The 19,946-nt window shown below is 56.0% G+C and carries 26 protein-coding genes; 8 read left to right on the top strand and 18 right to left on the bottom strand.

Annotated elements, in window-relative coordinates:
- The first annotated feature begins 109 nt into the window (after positions 1-109).
- Positions 110-838 (top strand): proteasome-type protease, encoded by a 729-nt coding sequence (locus ED236_RS07610; RefSeq protein ID WP_123237357.1) that lies wholly within the window; start codon positions 110-112, stop codon positions 836-838.
- A gap of 4 nt (positions 839-842) precedes the next feature.
- Here ED236_RS07610 and ED236_RS07605 read toward each other — a convergent pair whose 3' ends face one another.
- From ED236_RS07605 to ED236_RS07535, 14 genes are all read right to left on the bottom strand, one after another.
- A complete protein-coding gene (locus tag ED236_RS07605; RefSeq protein ID WP_123237356.1) occupies positions 843-2,366 on the bottom strand; it encodes an alkaline phosphatase family protein in 1,524 nt (507 codons plus the stop codon).
- 93 nt (positions 2,367-2,459) lie between these two features.
- Entirely contained in the window at positions 2,460-3,041 is a 582-nt protein-coding gene (locus ED236_RS07600) for a hypothetical protein (RefSeq protein WP_123237355.1), read from the bottom strand.
- 89 nt (positions 3,042-3,130) lie between these two features.
- A complete protein-coding gene (locus ED236_RS07595; protein ID WP_123237354.1) occupies positions 3,131-3,535 on the bottom strand; it encodes a hypothetical protein in 405 nt (134 codons plus the stop codon).
- Between the two features lie 188 nt (positions 3,536-3,723).
- Positions 3,724-4,434, bottom strand: coding sequence for a hypothetical protein (locus ED236_RS07590; protein WP_123237353.1), 711 nt, complete (start codon positions 4,432-4,434; stop codon positions 3,724-3,726).
- A 217-nt stretch (positions 4,435-4,651) separates the two neighbouring features.
- A complete protein-coding gene (locus ED236_RS07585) occupies positions 4,652-5,608 on the bottom strand; it encodes an acyltransferase family protein (RefSeq protein WP_123237352.1) in 957 nt (318 codons plus the stop codon).
- A gap of 135 nt (positions 5,609-5,743) precedes the next feature.
- Positions 5,744-5,890: a topoisomerase DNA-binding C4 zinc finger domain-containing protein gene (locus tag ED236_RS12795; RefSeq protein WP_123237351.1), complete on the bottom strand. Its 147-nt coding sequence runs from the start codon at positions 5,888-5,890 to the stop codon at positions 5,744-5,746.
- A gap of 424 nt (positions 5,891-6,314) precedes the next feature.
- On the bottom strand, positions 6,315-6,773 hold the full coding sequence (locus ED236_RS07575) for a hypothetical protein (protein WP_148042270.1): 459 nt from the start codon (positions 6,771-6,773) through the stop codon (positions 6,315-6,317).
- Between the two features lie 17 nt (positions 6,774-6,790).
- Positions 6,791-7,192 carry a hypothetical protein gene (locus tag ED236_RS07570; RefSeq protein ID WP_148042269.1) on the bottom strand — a complete coding sequence of 134 codons (402 nt, stop codon included), beginning with the start codon at positions 7,190-7,192 and terminating at the stop codon, positions 6,791-6,793.
- Positions 7,193-7,260: 68 nt separating this feature from the next.
- Positions 7,261-7,830 (bottom strand): hypothetical protein, encoded by a 570-nt coding sequence (locus ED236_RS07565; RefSeq protein ID WP_148042268.1) that lies wholly within the window; start codon positions 7,828-7,830, stop codon positions 7,261-7,263.
- Positions 7,796-8,200 (bottom strand): hypothetical protein, encoded by a 405-nt coding sequence (locus tag ED236_RS07560; protein WP_123237347.1) that lies wholly within the window; start codon positions 8,198-8,200, stop codon positions 7,796-7,798. Before ED236_RS07560 ends, ED236_RS07565 begins: the two co-directional genes overlap by 35 nt.
- Positions 8,201-8,282: 82 nt before the next feature.
- Positions 8,283-8,918 (bottom strand): glycoside hydrolase family 19 protein, encoded by a 636-nt coding sequence (locus tag ED236_RS07555; protein WP_123237346.1) that lies wholly within the window; start codon positions 8,916-8,918, stop codon positions 8,283-8,285.
- Positions 8,919-9,339: 421 nt separating this feature from the next.
- Positions 9,340-10,323 carry a hypothetical protein gene (locus ED236_RS07545; protein WP_162299591.1) on the bottom strand — a complete coding sequence of 328 codons (984 nt, stop codon included), beginning with the start codon at positions 10,321-10,323 and terminating at the stop codon, positions 9,340-9,342.
- Positions 10,324-10,436: 113 nt separating this feature from the next.
- Positions 10,437-10,979 (bottom strand): hypothetical protein, encoded by a 543-nt coding sequence (locus ED236_RS12560; RefSeq protein WP_205125655.1) that lies wholly within the window; start codon positions 10,977-10,979, stop codon positions 10,437-10,439.
- Positions 10,980-11,085: 106 nt separating this feature from the next.
- Complete coding sequence (locus ED236_RS07535) at positions 11,086-11,691, bottom strand: hypothetical protein (RefSeq protein ID WP_148042267.1); 606 nt, start codon at positions 11,689-11,691, stop codon at positions 11,086-11,088.
- A gap of 144 nt (positions 11,692-11,835) precedes the next feature.
- On the opposite strand from ED236_RS07535, the gene ED236_RS12830 reads away from it, so the two are divergent.
- The 3 genes from ED236_RS12830 to ED236_RS07520 are packed head-to-tail and all read left to right on the top strand — an operon-like array spanning position 11,836 to position 14,467.
- Positions 11,836-12,156, top strand: coding sequence for a phage integrase N-terminal SAM-like domain-containing protein (locus ED236_RS12830; protein WP_123237342.1), 321 nt, complete (start codon positions 11,836-11,838; stop codon positions 12,154-12,156).
- Positions 12,104-12,529 (top strand): tyrosine-type recombinase/integrase, encoded by a 426-nt coding sequence (locus ED236_RS12825; protein ID WP_123237341.1) that lies wholly within the window; start codon positions 12,104-12,106, stop codon positions 12,527-12,529. The genes ED236_RS12830 and ED236_RS12825 overlap by 53 nt, the downstream gene beginning before the upstream one ends.
- Positions 12,530-12,532: 3 nt before the next feature.
- Positions 12,533-14,467: a DNA repair helicase YoaA gene (locus tag ED236_RS07520; protein WP_123237340.1), complete on the top strand. Its 1,935-nt coding sequence runs from the start codon at positions 12,533-12,535 to the stop codon at positions 14,465-14,467.
- A gap of 122 nt (positions 14,468-14,589) precedes the next feature.
- Here the strand turns inward: ED236_RS07520 and ED236_RS07515 are convergent, their stop codons facing one another.
- Positions 14,590-14,898, bottom strand: coding sequence for a type II toxin-antitoxin system PemK/MazF family toxin (locus ED236_RS07515; RefSeq protein ID WP_123237339.1), 309 nt, complete (start codon positions 14,896-14,898; stop codon positions 14,590-14,592).
- Entirely contained in the window at positions 14,892-15,134 is a 243-nt protein-coding gene (locus tag ED236_RS07510; RefSeq protein WP_123237338.1) for an AbrB/MazE/SpoVT family DNA-binding domain-containing protein, read from the bottom strand. Before ED236_RS07510 ends, ED236_RS07515 begins: the two co-directional genes overlap by 7 nt.
- A 439-nt stretch (positions 15,135-15,573) precedes the next feature.
- Between ED236_RS07510 and ED236_RS07500 the strand changes: the two genes are divergently transcribed.
- Positions 15,574-15,702: a DUF2798 domain-containing protein gene (locus ED236_RS07500; protein WP_123237336.1), complete on the top strand. Its 129-nt coding sequence runs from the start codon at positions 15,574-15,576 to the stop codon at positions 15,700-15,702.
- 202 nt (positions 15,703-15,904) lie between these two features.
- Positions 15,905-16,789, top strand: coding sequence for a DMT family transporter (locus ED236_RS07495; protein ID WP_123237335.1), 885 nt, complete (start codon positions 15,905-15,907; stop codon positions 16,787-16,789).
- Here the strand turns inward: ED236_RS07495 and ED236_RS07490 are convergent.
- On the bottom strand, positions 16,786-17,211 hold the full coding sequence (locus ED236_RS07490; protein WP_123237334.1) for a globin family protein: 426 nt from the start codon (positions 17,209-17,211) through the stop codon (positions 16,786-16,788). The two genes, ED236_RS07495 and ED236_RS07490, sit on opposite strands and share 4 nt — an antisense overlap.
- A gap of 106 nt (positions 17,212-17,317) precedes the next feature.
- Between ED236_RS07490 and ED236_RS07485 the strand changes: the two genes are divergently transcribed.
- Together ED236_RS07485 and ED236_RS07480 are read left to right on the top strand one after the other, a co-directional pair.
- On the top strand, positions 17,318-18,214 hold the full coding sequence (locus tag ED236_RS07485) for an NAD(P)-dependent oxidoreductase (RefSeq protein ID WP_193726078.1): 897 nt from the start codon (positions 17,318-17,320) through the stop codon (positions 18,212-18,214).
- Positions 18,183-18,875 carry a nucleotidyltransferase family protein gene (locus ED236_RS07480; protein WP_123237332.1) on the top strand — a complete coding sequence of 231 codons (693 nt, stop codon included), beginning with the start codon at positions 18,183-18,185 and terminating at the stop codon, positions 18,873-18,875. The genes ED236_RS07485 and ED236_RS07480 overlap by 32 nt, the downstream gene beginning before the upstream one ends.
- 30 nt (positions 18,876-18,905) lie before the next feature.
- Here the strand turns inward: ED236_RS07480 and ED236_RS07475 are convergent, their stop codons facing one another.
- Positions 18,906-19,943 (bottom strand): XdhC family protein, encoded by a 1,038-nt coding sequence (locus ED236_RS07475; protein WP_123237331.1) that lies wholly within the window; start codon positions 19,941-19,943, stop codon positions 18,906-18,908.
- Positions 19,944-19,946: the final 3 nt, after the last annotated feature.

Genomic DNA, 19,946 nt, shown 5'->3' with positions numbered 1-19,946 from the left:
TGGACGCTGTGCAAGCAGCACGATTTATGCCAAATTTGCCCCGGCGTATTGTGGCTGAGCGTGGCGCTACGTATGATTCAGGGGTTACTTTCTGCTGCCTGCCCTGATTATGACCTATTGCATCGCCCTGTTACTGGATGAAGGCCTGGTATTCGCTTCGGACACGCGCACCAACGCCGGTGTGGACCAGGTGGCCACCTTCCCCAAGATGAATGTGTTCGAGGTGAGGGGTGAACGCGTGATCACGCTGCTGACGGCAGGCAACCTGGCCATCACCCAGTCGGTGATCAGTCGCCTGCGTGAAGCGGTGAAGAACGACAGTGGCAAGCATCTGCACAATGCCACCAGCCTGTTCGAGGTGGCCAATCTGGTGGGCAGTGAGTTGCGTGCTGTATTTGAACATGATGCCGAGCACCTCAAGAACCATCACACCGATTTCAATGCCAGCATCCTGCTGGGCGGGCAGATCAAGGGCGAGAAGCCGCGCCTGTTCAATATCTACTCGGCGGGCAATTTCATCGAGAGCTGTGCCGAGACGCCATATTTCCAGATCGGCGAGACCAAGTACGGCAAGCCCATCGTGGACCGTGTGGTGCGCTACAACAGCGAGATGATGGACGTGGTGAAATGCGTGCTGATCTCGTTCGATTCCACCATACGCAGCAATGTGTCCGTGGCCGCACCCATCGATCTGCTGCTGTACCGCACCGACAGTTTTCACGCCAACTGCAAGCAGCGCATCACCGACACCGACCCCTATTACACCACGGTGCGCAAGGGCTGGGCGGAAGGGCTGAAGCAGGTGTTCCACGAGCTGCCCAGCCCGGACTGGTGCTGACGGGCTAGAAGCCGAAGGCGTGGCGCATCACGTAGTAGATCCAGTTCTGCTCCATCACGCCGCGGAACAGATGGGCTTGTGGCCCGCTGGCAAAGATGGCGACATCCTCGCCGCCATGGGTCTCTGATTTCAGGGGCACCAGCGCGGCTTGCTGGTATTCCACATCTTCGCTGTCTGCTGCTGTAATGGCATGCCGAGGATGTTGTGCACCTGGCCCGTTGGCGTAACCCAGTGTGGTGTAGTTGAGGCCAAGTTCATCCTTGCTCTCGCTGACGGGCGCGCCATCCTGTTCAGGCACATCCTTTACCACGCCCAGGATAGGGTTGCCGCGGTGCGGGTATCCCGCCAATGTCAGGGTGTGGCTATGGTCCGCCGTCACGATGATCAAGGTGTCTTCAACCGAGGTCATGGCCCGTGCTCTCGCTACGGCATCGGATAGCATGATGGTGTCCAGCAGCGCGCGTTTTGCATTACCCGCATGATGGGCATGGTCGATGCGGCCAGCCTCAATCTGCAGGAAATAGCCCTTGGGTGAGCGTTGCAGGCGTTGGATGGCCTTTTCTGTCATTTCAGTCAATGAGGGTTCGCCAGCCTTGTCTGCTAAGCGATCAGCCTCATATTGCATGTGCGAAGGTTCGAACAGCCCGAGTAAGGTATCAAATCGGGCTGAGTCTGCGGCCTTGAATCCTTTGTTGTCGGTGACGTACACACCTTGCTGATGTAGGGCTTGCCACTCTGCGAGCAGATCACGGCCATCTTTACGGGCACCGCGCTTGTTTGGGTATTCTGGATCGAGTTGGTCCACACGCATGAACTTTGCTCTGCCACCACCCAGTACGACTTTCAGCGAATTTCTAACAGCGGGTGATGCTTCGATCAATTGCCGTGCGATATCCTTAACCCCGCATCTTGGGGGCAGGTCGCTATCGGCTTCCCAGTCGCGCATCGCGGTATGTGCGTAATTTGCGGCAGGCGTGGCATGCGTGATGCGCGTCGTCGTGACGATACCGGTAGCCTTCCCCGCCTGTGCAGATTGCTCCAGTAGCGTAGGCAGGCTGTTTGCACTGATCTTGGCAGCGTCGCATTCTGCGCGTGCCGTTAAATGGTTCACCGACAACATGCCTTCGCGCGCTTTGTAGCCGGTGACTATCGCGGTCATGGTGGGCGCGGAGTCCGGCGTCTGCTGATCCCAGCTGTAGGTTTTGGATAAGGCTAGATAAGGGAAGCGCTCGAAAGCCAGCTGATTCTCTTCACCAGGTTTGCCCTGTTGCTGCCCTTGCAGGATGCGCGCAGCAGTGACAGTACTCAGGCCCATGCCATCACCCACGAACAGGATGATATTTTTTGCAGTTTTATTGATGGTTTGTTGCGCTGCCGCCGTTTGCAAAAACGCTAGTCCGGTCTTCTGCCAGTCTTGTACTTGCTCTGGACCACGTACAGCAGGTTCTGCATGAACCGTGATCGCGCTGATGAAAATGATGCCACCAAGCAGGGAGCTGATCCCTGATGATGTGATTTTCGATGCCATCGCCCGCTCCTTGCTGTATCTAAACTGCACCATATTCACTTGCTGTGACACAGGCATGACGAAGTTGAAATTGCTGGCTGGTTTTAGCACAAGCTAGCGCAGCAACTGCCGTCGCCGCAGCGCCAGCATCACCATCATCAGCACGCACACCGTACCGATGGCCACCGGGAACATTGCCGTGGTCACCGAGTAATGCTCCAGCGCCAGTATGACGCAGAGATTGCGCCCGGTGAACAAGCCGAAGAACACGATGGATTCTGAATAGGGATCGGCATAGGCCTTGCGCACCGTAGGCGCAAAGCCGAGCAGATCCACCGTGGTGAGGATCACTACCGCCCAGCGCGGGTCTTCGGTCCAGAACCACAGCGGCAGTGAGGATAAGGCCATCACGAAGAACAGCCAATCCAGCCGGGTGATGCTGACATCTGCACGTCGGCGGTAAGCCAGCACCGCGATGAACAGCGTCACCAGCGCCGACACCCCGATCGGCCATGCCCCTACACCTGCGCCACCTTTCAGCTGCGCAAAGAACACGATGAAGGTGGTCACCGCCCAGATGTACCAGGAAAAGATGTGCGGGCGCACCGCACCAGTGCGGATGGCGCAGATATAAGGGTAGAACGCAACAAAGGTCAGCACGATCGCCAGCAGGCTGGCGATTTCACGGTAAGGCATGGGTGGCTTTCAGCAGGGTTCAGCGTGCCCGTTAAGCCGGGCAACAATCACAAGGGACTATTGCAACAACAGCCCAGCGCAACAATAAGCTAACGCAACAACAGGTAGAGATTCAGCCCCAGCAGCAGGCTACCCACGCCGATTGAGATCATGGTGAGCCGCACCAGGCGTTGCCTGTGCAGCTCCACACGGCGCACCAGCAAGGTGTTCTGCTCCGCCAGTTCCTTGATCAAAGCCGTGGAGGCCTGCATCTGCTGATTGAGGTGCTGCACGCTCTCCTCCGCAGATTGCAGCCGCGCGGCCAGGGACGCGTTGTCCGAGAGCCCCGTTCTGACAGTGGCGCTGGGGCGGCTGCCTGATGCCGTGCCTGCTTTATTCCAGCGAGACACCGTGTTCCACAGCTTGGCCGCACCATCGGCCACCTTGGGGGCATTATCAACCACGGTGCCCCAGGGGATGTTCGCTAGAACTGTAAGGATCGTGCCTGCCGCCATAACAATCTCCAGAATTGAGGTGGTACCAGGGGAGTGTACCGACTGCCTGATAGACACGCGAGCGGGTCAGCAGTTTTTTGGGGTGGAGTTTTGTGCGAAAACTTAGCGGATCGCGCTGATTGAGTTGGTATGGAAATGCCCGGATCGCATAGTGCCAAGGTTGATAGACATAGCCTATATGGCGATGATCATTCGATGAGTACCCATGTAGAGCCTGAACGCTCGACCCTTGCAACACCACAGGGCTTGAGGCCAGCAGGGTTGTTCTCCGTTGGCGCATAGCACTGCTTTTCAACCAGCGCTCGCCCAGCAGTTGCCCAACGGGCACTGCGCGGCCCCCACTCAGGTTTGTAGTTTGAGACCCTGCTGAATTCGCCCGACACCACCTGCCAGACTTCAACATTATTAGGGCTGTAGCCAGCGAACATGTCTTCTGAAAGTGACAGGAAGTGTTTCCCATCGGGAGATGCCAAAGGAAAGCCGGACGTGAACGCTTGATGCCCGGAGTGATGATGGATGACCATGTAGGCACCACCTTCGTAATATTGAAGGTACAGGATGTGGCTATCCAACTTCCGGTCGTATCCAAGATAGCTGTACAAGATGGTGCTGTCCACGCCATCTTTGTGGTTGTCCACGAGTGAGATTGTGTTGTTTTGAATGGCAATGCTGAGTGTGTCGCCAGAACGAGTAATCGGTTTGCCCTGGTCCGCGAGTGCCTTTCGTTCTATTTCTCTTGCACAGATAAACGTATTGAGGTTGTTGTCCGAGCATTCGGCTATGCCAACTTCGATTGCCTTAGGGGCGACGTTCCCCGACGCAAACGCTTCTGGAATCGCTGCCATAACCAGCATCAAGATCAGGTAGGCAATAGGCATCATGGCTAACGTTCTTGGCATAACCATTTCAATCCTGTGACATGGCCAGTGGGTTTAATAAAAGCTCAATTTTTGAGTGACTTGCATCAACATCATCACTGACTCGGTTTTTCATTTCGGACATAACGCGTTTTGAGATTGATGCAGCGTTTCTCCAAAACATGCCATGAAAGGGTCGCAAACAACAAGGTGACGCTTGCTGAAATCCAGATCATTTGCGGCACAGTAACCCCAGGCATCAAGGCGGCCGTCGCCTGCTGTACGGGAAAGGCATAAATATAAATGCCGTAAGAGTAGTCACCCAGTTTGTTGTATCGGCGGACCATGCCGGACGGGACATACGCCAGATAAACATGCCGGACGGGACATACGCCAGAGAAAACAGGATGTAGGCAATGGTCAACACATACACAATGAAGAAAACATCTTTGTTGAGGGTGGCGGCTGACAGTGCGATGACGCAAGACCAGAACAGCCAAGCTCTTAGCGCGATGTGCTCCCTTAAAACATAGAAAGCCGAACCGGTAAAAAACATGAAAAACAGTTTTGCAGAACGGCTCACAGAATCAAGAAAGAAGTGCTCGGCCAGTATGTAGATGCCGGACGACAAGCAAAATATCACAACGATGATCTGGAACAAGGTTGATCGTGACCTTGAGCTAAATCGAAGCCCAAGCCAGACCAGGGCAAGAATGGCGTACATGCGGACCTCTTTGGGTAAAGTCCAAAGTGATCCATTCACCGTGTTTTTGTATGGATTGTCCTCAAATACGCCAGGTAGGTGATACGTCACGCCTGTAAACAGGGTTGCGCATTTGGCAAGGTAAACATAAGTCTTGGTTGATGAAAAATAATCGGAAATCGGTAAAGAAGTAAAAATCACGCCGAGTACAAACACGGTCAGGAACAGCATCACCAGCAGCGCGGGGAATATTCGTAATGCTCTGGCCCGGATAAATTCAACGATGCTTTGTCGGTTCAATAGGCTGGATGTGACCAGAAAGCCGCTGGTGATGAAGAATATATCGACCGCTATTGAGCCTATGGTCATGCCCAAATTTGCTTTGAAAGGCTCTGCGTCACCGGAGCCAATTGCGAGTGCAAAGCTGTGTGTGATCAGCACTGCAAGGGCGGCGACAGCCCGAACAAGATTGAAGTTGTTGTCGCGTCCATCAGAATAGTTCGATAACTTCATCAATCGCAGCCTATGCTATTTGTCGTTAAGCAAAAAACAGAATCAGGCACGATAATAAGCCCGACAATGGATATTATCATCCTGCCCAGGCTCAATTCTTTATCGAATCTGGCGTGGCTTGTTCTTCAAACCGGCCTAGTAAACAAGCTGAACCTGGCGGCATTTGGGAAAGCCCGAGCAGCCCCAGAATTGTTTTCCTGCGTTGGAGCCCTTCTTCGAGGTGCGTAATACCATGGGGGCTCCACACTTGGCACATAACCTTGGCGCAAAAGAGTCAGGCATGGTGCAGGCGGATTCTTGAATTGAACATTGGGGCGGTGATGCTGAAAGTGGGGGTGAGCGTGGAGGTGGCTAGGTTTCATATCCAAATGGATTGATTCAATATCGTGATTGCCCCGATTTGCCTTTACGAGCAAATGCCCGCTATGCCCGTGTTCCAGGTGCTGCATAGGCACGATTTGAGCGCTGGGCCAGTAGCTACATGTGCTCATTGCTTATGCTTTTCCATGAAGCGGCCAGTTGTTAATGCAACCAGAAACAACAACAAGCCCACAAAAACAATAAAACCAGCCAGTGCATCCAACCCCATTACCATTGGGGCTTAGCCCAAAAAATCCGAATACGATCTTCAGCACGAACCGACAGGTGCTTTCAATTACCCATTCAATTAGCTTGTAGAAAGCCTCGCTCTTCGAAACAGACAACATCAAGACCCTCTATCGTGCAGCTTACGGTTCAGCAGGGCATCAATTTCGCACGGTATTGGTTCAGGTTTTGTTTTCTTTTGGACGAAGTTTAATGTGGCGACGTCATTGCCGTCTCCCTCTTCAGGGTATGCAACATAATGGCTTACGGTCAATGTGGCACTACCAGAAACACCACAAGCGTCGGTTGACACTGTAAGACGAAAGCCGAGCATCTTTGCGGCAGCCGCAGAGTTTGAGAAACAGAACCAAGGGAGCCGATTATCTCCCCTCGGGCGGGGCACCAAATGGGCAGAATGTTCGGTAGGAAAGAAGCAGACTTGCCTCCCGATGATGTCGAGGCTGATGGGGTCGGTGCGATACTCAAAGCGGCCAGAGAGCGTTATGGTCTCTTCAGCGGCAACCTGCGTGCTGACAATTGCAAGCAGGAGCACGGCGGTTTTAGCAGCTAACGTGCTCATGATGACTAACGCCAAGCTTAAGCCGTTGGTCCGCCAGAGGCGGGGCCGTCGGCTTGAGGCGTTGGTTGGGCCCGCTGCGGATCTACCTTTTCGGCATTGCTTTTTTTGCGTGCAGATGCAGACTTAAGTCGCGCTGTGCTTTGTGCCTTTTTTGCCTTCTTCGGAATTGCGTCAATAATCTTCAGGCCTTGGTCACGCAGAAACAGAGCAGTGACACATAGCACTACGGCAATGAAGAGTTGTGCTGCGAGTGCATCTAGCTGAACTGTGAATGCGGTGGCTACTAAAACTGCAAGTGGAGCCCAGAAGAATTTATCTGCCAGCTTCAATAAAGAGAGGGCATACAGCCGACGAGCCGTCGCTGTTTGGTAGGCCTCCGCACCTTTGCCATAAATAGTCTGCCGCAATTTATTAAGCACTGAATCTCTCCCTTGAAGCCCAACGTTGAAGGTAAGCGGCGCTTACAGGCATCCGCTCGATGGAAGGATTAGGGCGCGTTTTCGTCCCCTGCAACAAACCACCTGACGGTGGCCAGCCCTACGCCAAGCACCCCGGCTGCCAAGCAAGCAAGGTGCAGAGTGCTCAGAGGGACGGCGCCCAACAGTGCATTGCTTAAAGCGAAGGGTGATAGCGGCTGAATGTCGTGGTGCATAACGCTGTCTAGAACGATGTGCGAGTACGCGCCCAATGCTGCACCCATGACGACCTGCTTTGAACTGAGTTCACGCCAACGAAGCAGATCGGGAAGCCAGAGCCGTGAGGCGAACCCACGCAGACCAAGAAATAGCAGAACAACGGCTGCGATCACAAGCGTGGCCCCGATGTATGTGTGAAAGAACGCATGTACGGGTTGCTGCTGGTTTACGAGGTTGTAAAGCGACTCGCAATCAATGAGCACATTTGCCATACAGAATGATATGAAGCTCACATGCTTCGGCGCGACAGCGTGCAGCAATGCTCCTGGACCGAAGTGAAATGGCGTGATGGGCATGTGTTCTGATTCGCTATAACGAATGAAAGGTTTACAGCTGAACTGAAGCAGGGTTGTTTTGAACATAACTTTGTAACTCGCTCTCCGCCCAAGGGAGATAAACAATATCTGTGGCTCGGTAATCGGCGGTGGCAACTGCGAGTAAATTTGATGAAACAAATGGTGCAAAGATAACGCCTTTTGAAAAGATCGATTTTATGCGCTCAGTTTCAAGATAAATGGTTACTGAACCAGTCGTTGCTTCCCTTGTTTTCTCGAAGGTCTTTACAGCAGCCTTACCAAGAACAGAGCTGATAACTCCTTGAAGATTTTGAAGGCCGTCCGTGAGTAAAAGAACTTGATTCGTTCCGTTTGCTGTTGCCTCTGAAATGGCTTTTATGAACCCAGCTTTAAACCCGGGCTCGCTGGGCCCATGTGTATTTGTGTGATATTGCATTGAGAAGATTTCCTTCTAACGCTCAGGTTCAGCCGCGGACCCGCCGAAGGCGGGGCCGTCGGCTGGAACTGTAGTTAGACCGCTATGCAAGAGCAGCCTCTGCAGCCTTAAAAAGTTGGAACCGCTCCTGAAGACCTGCGGTGCCCCCATTGATTCGCTTCGTAATGGTGGTGAAATCTTCCAAATCGTCGTCGTCCGTTTTGTCGTCCGCCAGTTCGTTTAGGCCACGCGACGCCCAGAACCAAGCCGCTGACATTGCCGCAACGTTCGGGTCCAGCAGTAGATCAGGATTGTTCAGAAGGTCCACGCCGAGAACTGAGGAAGCGGATGCGTAATTGGAACGGCCGGTGAGTTGTATAAGCCCACGGCCCCTGAATCGGTAACCGTCTCCCGACGATTCTGCACCATTGCCTATCCTGTTGGCGTACACATAATTTCCCAGCTTCGTCGGATTTTTCTCGTACTGTTGAGCAAATCCCTGTGTTGGGAATCGCTTTGGCCACACCTTCATTAATCGCGATGCGGAATAAAAGAGGTTTTCCTCCAAAGTATTAAACTGACCAGATTCATGTGCGATCTGGCCCAAAAATGAGGCAACGCGAGCCTTGCTAGAAATGTTGTACTTGTCGAGCGCTGGTAAAAGCGCACTAACCCATGCGTCGGGGCTTTTGCACTTTGGGAAAGCGGTGCGAAGTCTGCTTTCTGTAATTAATGCCATTGAAACCTCCTGTTGATAAGTGAAAAGGGCTAACGCCTAGGTTAAGCCGACGCCGCGGCTTTTCGCGGCGGTCGGCTTGAACCGCTTGTTAACAGGAGACTAACCTTCAAGAACAACGCATCCTTGGTCGGCGACTGCGATGCGGACGAGGTCTTCTATGTGTCGGTTGGCCATGTCCGTGAAAGTGATGCGCGCTGCTTTGCCGCTGCCAGCGACTGCAATACGCACCAAGTCATTTGTGTGCCTATTTGCTGCGGAAAGCGTAAACCCTCCTCCAGCAACGGCTAGCCGCACTAGGTCATCGGTGTGTCTGTTCTCAAAACTCATAGTTTTCCTCCTGCTAACGCCAAGCATCAGCCGCGGATTTGCCGCAGCGAAGCGGAGGAAAATACGTCGGCTGGATGCACTTGTTGGACGTCATTCATGCCGAAAGGAATACAACAGTGAAACGGCAGCTCTGCCATTGCGCTTCGCCGATGGAATCGCTATACGTTTCTAGGCTGCGGGAACCAGTTTGGCTTTCGAATCGGACTTGAGCCAAGGTATCGTCACCAGCCCGAAATACATAAGCCTCGTGACCAGACACCCCGTCAGCTGTGCAGCTCCGATATGTGCGACCCTCGCACCAATCTTTGAACAAGCTAGCTGCAAGACGTTGGTTGATCTTTTCTGGAGGGCTGATAGGCGCTCCGTATTTTTTTACGTATGACGATACGAGCTGCTGCCTGACAGGGTCAGAGCAGTATCTATCTACGGAGGCTTTATCTCCGCTCGATGACTCTCTCGGGCCATATTTATTTCCGTTGCGTTGTGTACCCGAAGAAAAGTAGGACGAGATGACGAGGGTGCTGAGTAGATCACCTTGGAAGTTTGCAGACATGGATGCGGGAATGTCCATCCACATGACGGATGTTGAGCAAACGGCAGAACCCTGTTCGTTAATGCTCCAGTTGCATGCTTTCCCTAGCCTAGACAACTGCCCTTCAAGAGATTTTCTCTCCGTGAATAGTTTGATGCTTGTTCCACCTAGCAAGCCTTGTTTGTTATCAGATGTCGGCTTGCTTGGATAGGATTTGCATGCCTGCTCGGTGCCGACTAGTGCCATTTTTTGCCGGCACTGCCTGACATCAAACAACTCTCTTCCTAAATCTTTTCTCAGCACATTCTCATATGCATCACTAACCGCTTTTCCGGAGAACGAGCCTCCCGCTTCTCCAAGTGCTTTGCGAACTATCCCCGAGACCGAAGCTTTTAGCTCTCCGTTGCCTTCAACTATGGAGCTGCGTCCCTCTCTCTGAATTTCGCCGCATATGCGAACGGCAAAATCCCCCGCCGTTTGTAGGCAGTCTGCCCAGCATTGTCCAATGAAGCAAAAGGCCACCACTGCTATAGCCACTCTTTTCATAAGCCCTCCGAAGAAATTGGGAAAAGCCGACTCACCTTCTTTGACGTCCAACGCCTGAATTAAGTCGCCACCACGAAGTGGTGGTCGACTTGAATGAATTGTTAGCCGTCATCTCAACGAGCATAGCAAGCCACGTAATCTTGCTTTTTCTCGTTCCAATGGAGCTGCATTTCGGTGACTGCCGATGAGTCATTGGCGAAGACGCTGAATAGACTCAAGAGGTCTTCAATCAGGAACTCATAGGCCCACTTGTGGCGCATGTAATCTGAGAATACCAGCATAGCTTTGAATGCCGTTCCTTCAGGCCACGTTTGCATCCAATAATAGTGGATGAGCTGATTGCAGACATCGAGGACGCCAAGTTCTGACGACTCCGGATTGGCAAGGTCAAATCGGTCTTCCGGGAACCCTGAGCCCATATATGTGAAAGGCTTAAGTCCAATTTTCTTGAATCGAACTACCGGCATTCGCGTATTCTGAGCACGATCGTTCACTTTCGGCTGCTCTAGCAGGGAGCGCACCTGGAACGCCACCAGCATCAGGCGGCGCTCATACAGCACAAGCTGCTTCTCCGACCATCTACGGTATTTACGATGCTTCTTTAGCCACGCCAACTCAGCGCGCAGTTCCTGACGCCAATACGTTGATTCGATCATGCGCTCAGCTCTTGGGTGACGCGTGAAAAAAACTTCATCTGACGGCTAACGTAAAAGTGAGTGGCTGCGCGCTTTTGCGCAGTCCCTCTCAACTGCCGGGTTAGCCCTAGCCATGACGAGAAAGCCACCACCGAGAAAACCTGGAAATTAGTTTCTTCAGATCAACGCTGAACCCGAAAGCGCCGGGTTTCATCGAAACAATTTCTTCTTTCGTAGAGTCCGGCACAATGGACTGCGAGACCGCGAGCTGTGAATACAACGGACACTCGGAGTAGTGCATGGGATTTAACGATGCCCAATCCCAGCGCCAGTCCTTGGCGAAAGCGCGACCGTTCCCGACCAGCCAGCTCTCGGCGTTTGCCCGATCAATTTCATCGGCGTAGCGACAAAGTGACGAGGCGAACAAGCCAAAGGTATCGAATGCAACTTCGGGGCAAAAGTTCGAGAAGTGACTTTTCTTTCCATTGCTGCCACTGATCGACGTGGCGTGCTCTGCAAGAGCAGGCCACAAATCGGTTTTCTTCCATTTTGCAAGTAGCGCGGTATCAGTCTCGGGTGTGAGTGCCGTGGTGATGCCAGACTCGCCAAGAAGCGAGTAGCTCTGGTAGTAGCGCGGACATCTATGCACATTTGCATGGGGACACCTTGGAGCCAAACTTTTGTCGTGGCTCCGTGAGATGTTCCAATCCATGTCGGGATAAATGTGCTCCATATTGAAAGGGCTAACGTAAATTAGACACCAACTAACGATCTAATAATTTAGTGGGTCTGGTGGATAAACTGGATTCATGTTGTGATTTTTTCATTTAATCATGCCTTTATCGTTTTTAAATGCCCCACAAACAAGCATGTCAACATGGAAGATACATCATCACAATCTCAGCCGCCAAAACTGCTTGATCAGGTGATCTCTTGCCTGCGGGTAAATCACTATAGTCTGCGCACCGAGCAGACATACCTCGAATGGATTAAACGATACATCAGATATCATCAGATGCAACACCCCCGAAAGTTAGGGGCTGAGCATGTGGAAGGTTTTTTGAGTTATCTGGCGGTAGAACGCACGGTTTTTGCCAGTGCACAGAATCAGGCTAAAAGCGCCCGTTTCACCGCTACGTCAGCAGATGTTAAAGGCGGAGCGATTGCATCAGCGGGATTTGCAGGCAGGCTATGGTGAGACATTTATGCCGATGGCGCTAGATCGCAAATATCCAGGTGCCGGAAAATCCTGGGCGTGGCAATATGTGTTCCCTTCGGATTCACGTTCGGTCGACCCACGCAGCGGGGTCATCCGGCGCCAACACCTTGATGATAAGACCGTGCAACACGCAATGAAAAAAGCAGTTTATCCGGCCTGTATTCATAAGCCCGCCACCCCGCATACCTTGCGCCATTCCTTTGCCACCCACCTGCTGGAAGGTGGCTACGACATTCGCACAGTGCAAGAGCTGCTGGGCCATTCAGATGTGAGCACCACCATGATCTATACCCATGTGTTGAACAAAGGCGGGCGCGGTGTGATCAGTCCGCTGGACCGGCTGGGGCGTTAGGCGATGGCTGATCTCGATCTGGTGTTCGGTGATGACGGCCCGCTGGCGGACACCATCCCCGGTTATCGCATGCGCACCCAGCAGCTGGAGATGGCGCAGGCCATCGAGGCGGCCATCAAGCAGGGCACGCAGTTGGTGGCCGAGGCGGGCACCGGCACAGGCAAGACCTTCGCTTACCTGATCCCTGCGCTGCTGTCTGGCGGCAAGGTCATCGTCTCCACCGGCACCAAAACCCTGCAGGATCAGCTGTTCAACCGCGACCTGCCGGCGGTGCGCGATGCGCTCAAGGTGCCGGTGACCGTCTCCATGCTGAAGGGGCGCGCCAATTATGTGTGCCACTTTCATTTGCAGCGCGCCCAGAACGAGGGGCGTTTTCTGTCGCGTGACGATGCGCAATACATACACAAGATCGTCGCCTTCGCCGAGCACAGCAGTACGGGTGACAAGGCCGAGCTGGTGGATGTGCCGGAGTCGGCCACCATCTGGCCGTCGGTGACCTCCACACGCGATAACTGCATGGGGCAGGAGTGCGCTTTTTACAAGGAATGTTTCGTGATGGAGGCGCGCAAACGCGCGCTGGCTGCCGATGTGGTGGTGGTCAACCACCATCTGTTCTTTGCCGATGTGATGTTGCGCGACGAAGGCGTGGCCGAGCTGCTGCCTTCCGCCAACACGGTCATCTTCGATGAGGCACACCAGTTGCCGGAAGTGGCCGGGCTGTTCTTTGGGGAGGATGTCTCCACCACGCTGGTGATGGATTTGGCGCGTGACGCGCATGCCGAGTTCATCACCACCGCCAAGGATTGTCTGGCGCTGCCCGAGGCCACTGCTGCGCTGGAAAAAGCCGTGCGCGATTTCCGGCTGATCTTCGCCTACGAAGGCACGCGCTTGCCGGTGCAGAAGGCGCTGGCGATCAAGGGCTTTGATGATGCCTATGCCAACATCCAGAACAAGCTGGGCGAATTGAATGCCGTGCTGGAAACCCAGGCCGAGCGCGATCCGGCGCTGGAAAACTGCTATCAGCGCGGGCTGGCGCTGGCCGAGCAACTGCAACGCTGGCATGCCGCCGAGAACAGCAACCTGGTGCGCTGGGTGGAAGTGTTCACGCAATCGGTGCAGCTGCATGCCACGCCGCTGTCCATCGCCGAGGGGTTTGGCAAGCAGCTCAATGCACAGCCACGTTCCTGGATCTTCACCTCGGCCACGCTGGCGGTGAAAAGCGATTTCAGTCATTACCTGGCGCAGATGGGCCTGGAGCAAGCCGAGACCGGTTACTGGTCCAGCCCGTTCGACTACGCGCAGCAGGCCTTGCTGTATGTGCCCAAGGGCATGCCGGAGCCGAACAGCAGCGCCTATACCGCTTCCGTGGCCGCCGCAGCCTTGCCGGTACTGCAGGCCAGCCGTGGCCGTGCCTTCGTGCTGTGCACCTCGCTGCGCGCCATGCGTGAAGTGCATGCCATGCTCAAGGAAGCGTTCTCGGTGAATGGCATGGAATACCCCTTGCTCTTGCAGGGCGACAGCTCGCGTACCGAATTGCTGGAACGCTTCCGCAAGCTGGGCAACGCGGTGCTGGTGGGGTCGCAAAGTTTCTGGGAGGGCGTGGACGTGCGCGGTGAAGCGCTGTCAGCCGTCATCATCGACAAACTGCCATTCGCCCCGCCGGACGATCCGGTGCTGGCGGCGCGCATCGACAAGATGAATGCCGAAGGCCGCAACGCCTTCATGGAATACCAGTTGCCGTATGCGGTCATCACGCTCAAGCAGGGCGCCGGGCGCTTGATCCGTGATGAACAGGACAGAGGCGTGCTGATGATCTGCGACCCGCGGTTGGTCGATAAACCGTATGGCAAACGCATCTGGCAAAGCCTGCCGCCATTCAAGCGCACGCGCCAGCAAGCGGATGTGGACGCGTTCTTTGCGGAGCCCGATCCGGTATAGCGTAAGGGTGTAAACGCTTGCCCTTGCATTGGATCGCCCTGGACATCTGTGATGGAGGGCATGCGGCGCAATGCGCTGCGCTTGTTGCGCCCTACTTGATGGCTAACTTTTTGTCTGAATTGTCAGGCCAGCATCTCCAGCAGCACCGGGTGCCATACCGAGAGTTCGATTTCCCCCAGCTTTCCGCACAAGCGCTGTTTGTCTATGGCACGTATCTGGTCCAGTAATAACCGGGCCTGCTTGCCATCGAAAGTCAATTCCGGTCTGCAGCCTAGTGCCTGGCCTTTGCTGGTGAGTGGTGCAATGATCACGCGTGGCAGTGCGGCATTCATGTCATCGGGGGAAACCACCAGTGCCGGACGTGTTTTGCGGATCTCCGTGCCTATGGTCGGGTCCAGATTCACCCAGTAGACCTCGCCACGTCTTACCATGCCCACTCGTCCTGATCGCCTGTGCTGTCAGGCAGTTCAGGCAGCATATCTTTGTCTTTGGCCGGGTTGTAATGATCGAACCAGCCCTGGCGTTTTTCGGGGGCGACAGGTTCTAGGATGATGCGCTGCTGCTCCACGCGCATGTCGACCGTGTCGCCGATATCGCAGGCGGCCAACAGCGCAGCTGGAATCAGTATGCCTCTGGAATTGCCGATCTTGCGGACGGGGGTGCGCATGGATGTACTCGCTGACAATGTTTGCACAATGTTATAACTCCTTGGTGTGCCTGGCAATCAATAAAACCGCTTATGCCGTTAGCATGGAACCCGACTTTATGTCAGTAGCCCAGTTCCAGCCCATCATCCATACGTGGGAAACTGGCAGGATGGAAGTGTTGTCTGTAGGCCCAGATCAGAAAGGTCAATATCAGATGATCCCATCCCATCGTTGTCACCTGGGTGCTGGGTGCTGCGTGCTGACAGCCTTATATCGCGGTTTCACAGACTTGTCTGGGTTCCCGCCTGCGCGGGAACGACGGGGTAAGGTGGTCTGCGTCTTCATCAGGATAAACGAGCGCACTTCCATCCTCACTCATCCTCACTTGAACGTCATCACGATGCGAGCGCTGTTAACCTAGGGTGGGTTAGCGTAGCGTAACCCGCCACTACCAGGCACATGATGTCCGCCATCATGACCGCGCTGATGAGCAGCGTGATCGTGGCGATCAACACTGGCCTTGGTGCAGGTTACTTCAAACAAGTGGCGCATGCCTATTCGATGGCGATGCCGGTGGCCTTCCTGTGAGTGATGGGCGTGCGTCCGCTGGTGATGCGGTTGGTGACGCTGACCGTGGCATCGCGCTAGCCGCTAGATGCCCTAGGACAGCATGAGGCTGATTTCTCAGTCGGGTGTCTGGGCATCCTTGCCAGCGCGATCCGCCGTGCCATGCCACTATGGTTTCATCCATAATCTGGCTTTATTCACCCCGGCATAACGAGTCGTCTGCATGCAACGTTTCACAACCTATCTGATGGTGATCACCGCCGCCGTGTTCTGGGGTGCCAATTTCAACCTGGCCGTACCGGTGGTGGCCGAGATGCACCCGTTTGTGGCGGGTGCCACGCGCTACCTGCTGGCTGCTGCGGTGATGCTGATGATCATGTGCTGGCGGCGTGAGCGCATCCCGCTGCGCTATGCACGCCAGTATCTGCTGCTGGGTGTGGTGGGCGTGTTCGGCTTCAATCTGCTGTTCTTCCTGGGCATGCAAACCACCTCAGCCGTGAATGGCGCGCTGATCATGGCGCTCAACCCCTTGTTGACCAGTATCGTGGCGTATGTGTTGTTGTCCGACCGGCCCAGCTCGCGGCAGTTGCTGGCCTATCCGGTCGGGTTTGCCGGTGTGGGTGTGGTGGTGCTGGGGGGCGGTGCGGCACTGCATGCCGCCATCGGGGATGTGTATATCTTCGGCGCCAGCCTGGCCTGGGCGTTCTACAACGTGTTGCTGCGCAAGCACATGCCCAGCGATGTGAGCGGCATCGCCAGCACGGCAGCCATCATGAGTGCGGGTGCCTTGGCCCTGACCGCCGTGGCCGTGCTGGCGGGTAAACCGTTCATCGTGCCCAGTGTGCATGCGGGCAGCGCGCTGCTGGTCATGACGCTGGGTGGTGGTGTGCTGGCCTACCTGTTCTGGAACGTGGGCGTGGCCAAGTTGGGTGCGGCCCAGGCGGCCATCTTTCTGAACCTGGTGCCGGTGGCGTCCATGCTGATCGCGGTATTCGAGGGGCATCCGCCCAACCACGCGCAATGGCTGGGCGGCCTGCTGGTGATCGGTGCGGTGCTGTTCGCCAGCGCTGGTTTTGCTGGCAAATCGTCTGTGCCATCCGCGTCTTAGCGAACGGTTTGTTTTGCCGCCGCTGCAGAGGTGATCATCACATCCGCCATCACGCCATAGACTTCCGCCCAGGCGGCGTTGACTTCCGGTGTGAAGGCGGGACCCAAGCCCTGTTGCAAGGTTTTGAGCAGCGCGCCGCCTACAGTCTGGTAGTGGACGTCCTCCACCCCGTAAGCCACATGCCGTGCCCCCAGCTGTTGCAGGATAGGCACCAGTGTGTCCAGCTCATTCAGTTTGCCTACAGCGGCGCCTATCATGTGCATGAGTTTTTTGCCTTGCGCCGTCATGTCCCCTTTGAACAGGGTTTTGAGTGAGGGGTCGGCCTCGAACAGGTTTTGGTAGAACAGGGCGGCGGCTTGCGGGGCGATCCCCGCCACCTGCTGCCAGGAATGTTGAACCAAGGTGATGGTTTGAGCTTGCATGGGGCTATCCTTAGGTAAATGGTGTGTGCCTGTTTACGGCATAATCGACAGGGTTCTTGATGCGTCACCGTGCTGGTGATGTGAATGATCTATGGAGCAAAAGCATATGTTAAAGGTCGGGTTTGTCGGACTGGGCGCGATGGGGGAGGGTATGGTGAGCAAGCTGCTGACCGCAGGGTTCCCGGTTGTCGTGTACAACCGCAGTGCAGGCAAGGTGGCGCCCTTGCTGGCCAAAGGAGCGACGCAGGCCGGCACGCCCAGAGCGGCAGCCGAGGCGAGCGATGTGCTCATCACCATGCTGTCCAACGACGCGGTACTGGAGCGTGTCACCGGGGGTGAGGACGGGGTGCTGGCTGGCCTGGCGTCCGGCGCCATCCACTTGTCCATGAGCACCGTGGCGCCGGACACCTCACGCAAACTTGCCGCTTCACATACTGCACAGGGCGCACATTATCTGGCGGCGCCGGTGTTCGGTCGCCCCGAGATGGCGGCCACCAAAAAGCTGTGGATCTGCACCTCCGGCGATGTGGCAGCTATCGAACGCGTGCGGCCAGTGCTGGAAGCCATGAGTCAGGGCATCTTCAGCTTTGGCGAGGATGCCGGTGCCGCCAACATCGTCAAGCTGAGCGGCAATTTCATGATCGCCTCCTGTGTGGAAGTGATGGCCGAGGTGGCCACACTGGCTGAAAAGAATGGCATCGCGCCGGAAGCGGTACTGGGTATGCTGACCAGCACCATCTTTGCCTGCCCCATGTATCAGCGTTACAGCAGCCTGATCCTCACGCAGGATTATGAACCCGGCTTCAAGCTGTCGCTGGGCTTCAAGGACATGAACCTGATCCAGAGTGTGGCCTTGAAGAGCGAGACGCCGATGCCGTTCCTGAGCGTGGTGCAGCAGCGTTTTCTGGCTGCCATGGCAGAGGGGCGCGCCGATCAGGATTGGTCTTCCATCGCGCTGAACAGCCGTGCCGATGCCGGCCTGCCCTACGCACGCTTTGCCTGAAAGCGGTCTGGTGACGGTGCCAGCTCCAGTCGGCATCCTGCTCGCGGCCGGGTTCTCGCGGCGTTTCGGCGAGGCAGATAAACTGCGGCAATCGCTGCCGGACGGACAGGTGCTTGCCGTGGCGGCAGCACGTAATTTGCTGGCAGCCTTGCCGCTCAGCTATGCCATCGTGCGACCGGAAAACACCCGGCTTGCCGAGTTACTGAGGGGCGCAGGCATGCAGGTGCTGTGCTGTGCACCAGAGGCACAGGGCATGGCAGACAGTCTGGCCAGCGCTGTGCGGCAGATCATGGCGATGGCGGCACCCGCCAGCTTCGTCATCGCCTTGGCGGACATGCCGTGCATACAACCTGCCAGTATCGCGGCGGTACGCGATGCCTTGCAGGCCGGGGCGAGTGTGGTGGTGCCGCAGCATGACGATGCAGTCTATGCATCTATTGAGGCGTCTGTTGAGGCAGGCCGGGCACAACGCGGGCACCCGGTGGGCTTTTCGGTACGCTATGCAGCTGAGTTGATGGCGCTGCATGGCGATGTGGGCGCACGCTCACTGCTGAAACTGCATGCAGACCAGGTGCAGGTGATCACGGTCAACGATGCTGGCATCCTGCAGGATGTGGATACCCCTGCGGCCTTGCTGGCGCTCAGGCCGGTACAGCCCTGACCAAGTCTGGCAGGCGCACCTAAGGCTGCGTCAGATATTGCAGGCGCGGCCTTGCAGTAGTGTTTCGCTGGCTTGCCCGCAGGCGTGTTCAAAGCGCGCCGTACACTGCGCCGATGCGCTGGCGGCATCACGTTGCTGCGCACGCAGCTGGATCAGCTCTGCCAGAATGGCCACGGCGATCTCGGCCGGGGTGCGGCTGCCGATGGGCAGGCCGACCGGGCCGCGTAAACGGCTGATCTCGGTTTCGGTGAGCTCGAACAGGCGCAGGCGTTCCTGACGTTTTTCCTGATTACGCCGCGACCCCAGCGCGCCTACATAAAACGCCTCGCACTTGAGCGCTTCCAGCAAGGCCATGTCATCCAGTTTGGGGTCGTGCGTGACGGCAACGATGGCGGTATGCGCATCGGGGGCCAGTTCCAGCACCACATCGTCCGGCATGCCGGCTAGCCAGGTGGCGCCTTCTACATGCCATTCGGCACGCATCTCCTCTCGCGGGTCGCAGATCAGCACATCGAAATCCAGCGCCTGTGCCATGCTGGCCAGGGTGGCCCCGAGCTGGTTGGCACCGATGATGAGCAGCCGCCATTGCGGGCCGAACACACTGTGGAACCAGTCGCCTTCCAGCACCGGCTGGCTGCCCGGCAATGCTTCGCCCAGGCGGATGTCGCCATTGCTGAGACGGATGGAGCGGCGCAGCAGCTTGCGCGTGAGCAGCGCGTCTATCATCGGTGCCAGTTGTTGCGGCTGTTGCAAAGGCTCAACAAAGATCTGCAGCTGGCCCCCACACGGGATGCCGAAACGCTGCGCTTCATCGCGGCTCACGCCGTATTCGATGATGGCGGGTGTGCCTGGCAGCTGGCCATGCTTGGCTTTGTCGGCCAGGTCGTCCTCGATGCAGCCACCGGACACCGAACCCAGCAGATGGCCGTCTTCACGCACCACCAGGATGGCACCTGGTAGACGTGGCGCCGAGCCCCAGGTGCGGATCAGCGTGAACAGATGCACGCGCTGACCCTGTGCCAGCCACTGGCTGGCACGTTGCAACACCTCCAGATCAAGCGAATGCATCGC

Source organism: Pseudomethylobacillus aquaticus, from assembly GCF_003730115.1.
Taxonomy (GTDB): domain Bacteria; phylum Pseudomonadota; class Gammaproteobacteria; order Burkholderiales; family Methylophilaceae; genus Pseudomethylobacillus; species Pseudomethylobacillus aquaticus.
This window is presented reverse-complemented; position numbering and strand designations above follow the sequence as displayed.

What these genes read in the sequence shown, in the direction of transcription:
- ED236_RS07605 (WP_123237356.1), bottom strand. Translation starts at nt 2,366, where the DNA reads ATGGCATCGAAAATCACATCATCAGGGATCAGCTCCCTGCTTGGTGGC.
- ED236_RS07485 (WP_193726078.1), top strand. Translation starts at nt 17,318, where the DNA reads ATGTTAAAGGTCGGGTTTGTCGGACTGGGCGCGATGGGGGAGGGTATG.
- ED236_RS07555 (WP_123237346.1), bottom strand. Translation starts at nt 8,918, where the DNA reads ATGGCATTAATTACAGAAAGCAGACTTCGCACCGCTTTCCCAAAGTGC.
- ED236_RS07515 (WP_123237339.1), bottom strand. Translation starts at nt 14,898, where the DNA reads ATGGTAAGACGTGGCGAGGTCTACTGGGTGAATCTGGACCCGACCATA.
- ED236_RS07585 (WP_123237352.1), bottom strand. Translation starts at nt 5,608, where the DNA reads ATGAAGTTATCGAACTATTCTGATGGACGCGACAACAACTTCAATCTT.
- ED236_RS12825 (WP_123237341.1), top strand. Translation starts at nt 12,104, where the DNA reads ATGTTAAAGGCGGAGCGATTGCATCAGCGGGATTTGCAGGCAGGCTAT.
- ED236_RS07545 (WP_162299591.1), bottom strand. Translation starts at nt 10,323, where the DNA reads ATGAAAAGAGTGGCTATAGCAGTGGTGGCCTTTTGCTTCATTGGACAA.
- ED236_RS12795 (WP_123237351.1), bottom strand. Translation starts at nt 5,890, where the DNA reads ATGCCTGACTCTTTTGCGCCAAGGTTATGTGCCAAGTGTGGAGCCCCC.
- ED236_RS07535 (WP_148042267.1), bottom strand. Translation starts at nt 11,691, where the DNA reads ATGGAGCACATTTATCCCGACATGGATTGGAACATCTCACGGAGCCAC.
- ED236_RS07520 (WP_123237340.1), top strand. Translation starts at nt 12,533, where the DNA reads ATGGCTGATCTCGATCTGGTGTTCGGTGATGACGGCCCGCTGGCGGAC.
- ED236_RS07480 (WP_123237332.1), top strand. Translation starts at nt 18,183, where the DNA reads ATGCCGGCCTGCCCTACGCACGCTTTGCCTGAAAGCGGTCTGGTGACG.
- ED236_RS07590 (WP_123237353.1), bottom strand. Translation starts at nt 4,434, where the DNA reads ATGCCAAGAACGTTAGCCATGATGCCTATTGCCTACCTGATCTTGATG.
- ED236_RS07600 (WP_123237355.1), bottom strand. Translation starts at nt 3,041, where the DNA reads ATGCCTTACCGTGAAATCGCCAGCCTGCTGGCGATCGTGCTGACCTTT.
- ED236_RS07510 (WP_123237338.1), bottom strand. Translation starts at nt 15,134, where the DNA reads ATGCGCACCCCCGTCCGCAAGATCGGCAATTCCAGAGGCATACTGATT.
- ED236_RS07565 (WP_148042268.1), bottom strand. Translation starts at nt 7,830, where the DNA reads ATGTTCAAAACAACCCTGCTTCAGTTCAGCTGTAAACCTTTCATTCGT.
- ED236_RS07475 (WP_123237331.1), bottom strand. Translation starts at nt 19,943, where the DNA reads ATGCATTCGCTTGATCTGGAGGTGTTGCAACGTGCCAGCCAGTGGCTG.
- ED236_RS07560 (WP_123237347.1), bottom strand. Translation starts at nt 8,200, where the DNA reads ATGCAATATCACACAAATACACATGGGCCCAGCGAGCCCGGGTTTAAA.
- ED236_RS12830 (WP_123237342.1), top strand. Translation starts at nt 11,836, where the DNA reads ATGGAAGATACATCATCACAATCTCAGCCGCCAAAACTGCTTGATCAG.
- ED236_RS07610 (WP_123237357.1), top strand. Translation starts at nt 110, where the DNA reads ATGACCTATTGCATCGCCCTGTTACTGGATGAAGGCCTGGTATTCGCT.
- ED236_RS07595 (WP_123237354.1), bottom strand. Translation starts at nt 3,535, where the DNA reads ATGGCGGCAGGCACGATCCTTACAGTTCTAGCGAACATCCCCTGGGGC.
- ED236_RS07495 (WP_123237335.1), top strand. Translation starts at nt 15,905, where the DNA reads ATGCAACGTTTCACAACCTATCTGATGGTGATCACCGCCGCCGTGTTC.
- ED236_RS12560 (WP_205125655.1), bottom strand. Translation starts at nt 10,979, where the DNA reads ATGATCGAATCAACGTATTGGCGTCAGGAACTGCGCGCTGAGTTGGCG.
- ED236_RS07490 (WP_123237334.1), bottom strand. Translation starts at nt 17,211, where the DNA reads ATGCAAGCTCAAACCATCACCTTGGTTCAACATTCCTGGCAGCAGGTG.
- ED236_RS07500 (WP_123237336.1), top strand. Translation starts at nt 15,574, where the DNA reads ATGATGTCCGCCATCATGACCGCGCTGATGAGCAGCGTGATCGTGGCG.
- ED236_RS07575 (WP_148042270.1), bottom strand. Translation starts at nt 6,773, where the DNA reads ATGAGCACGTTAGCTGCTAAAACCGCCGTGCTCCTGCTTGCAATTGTC.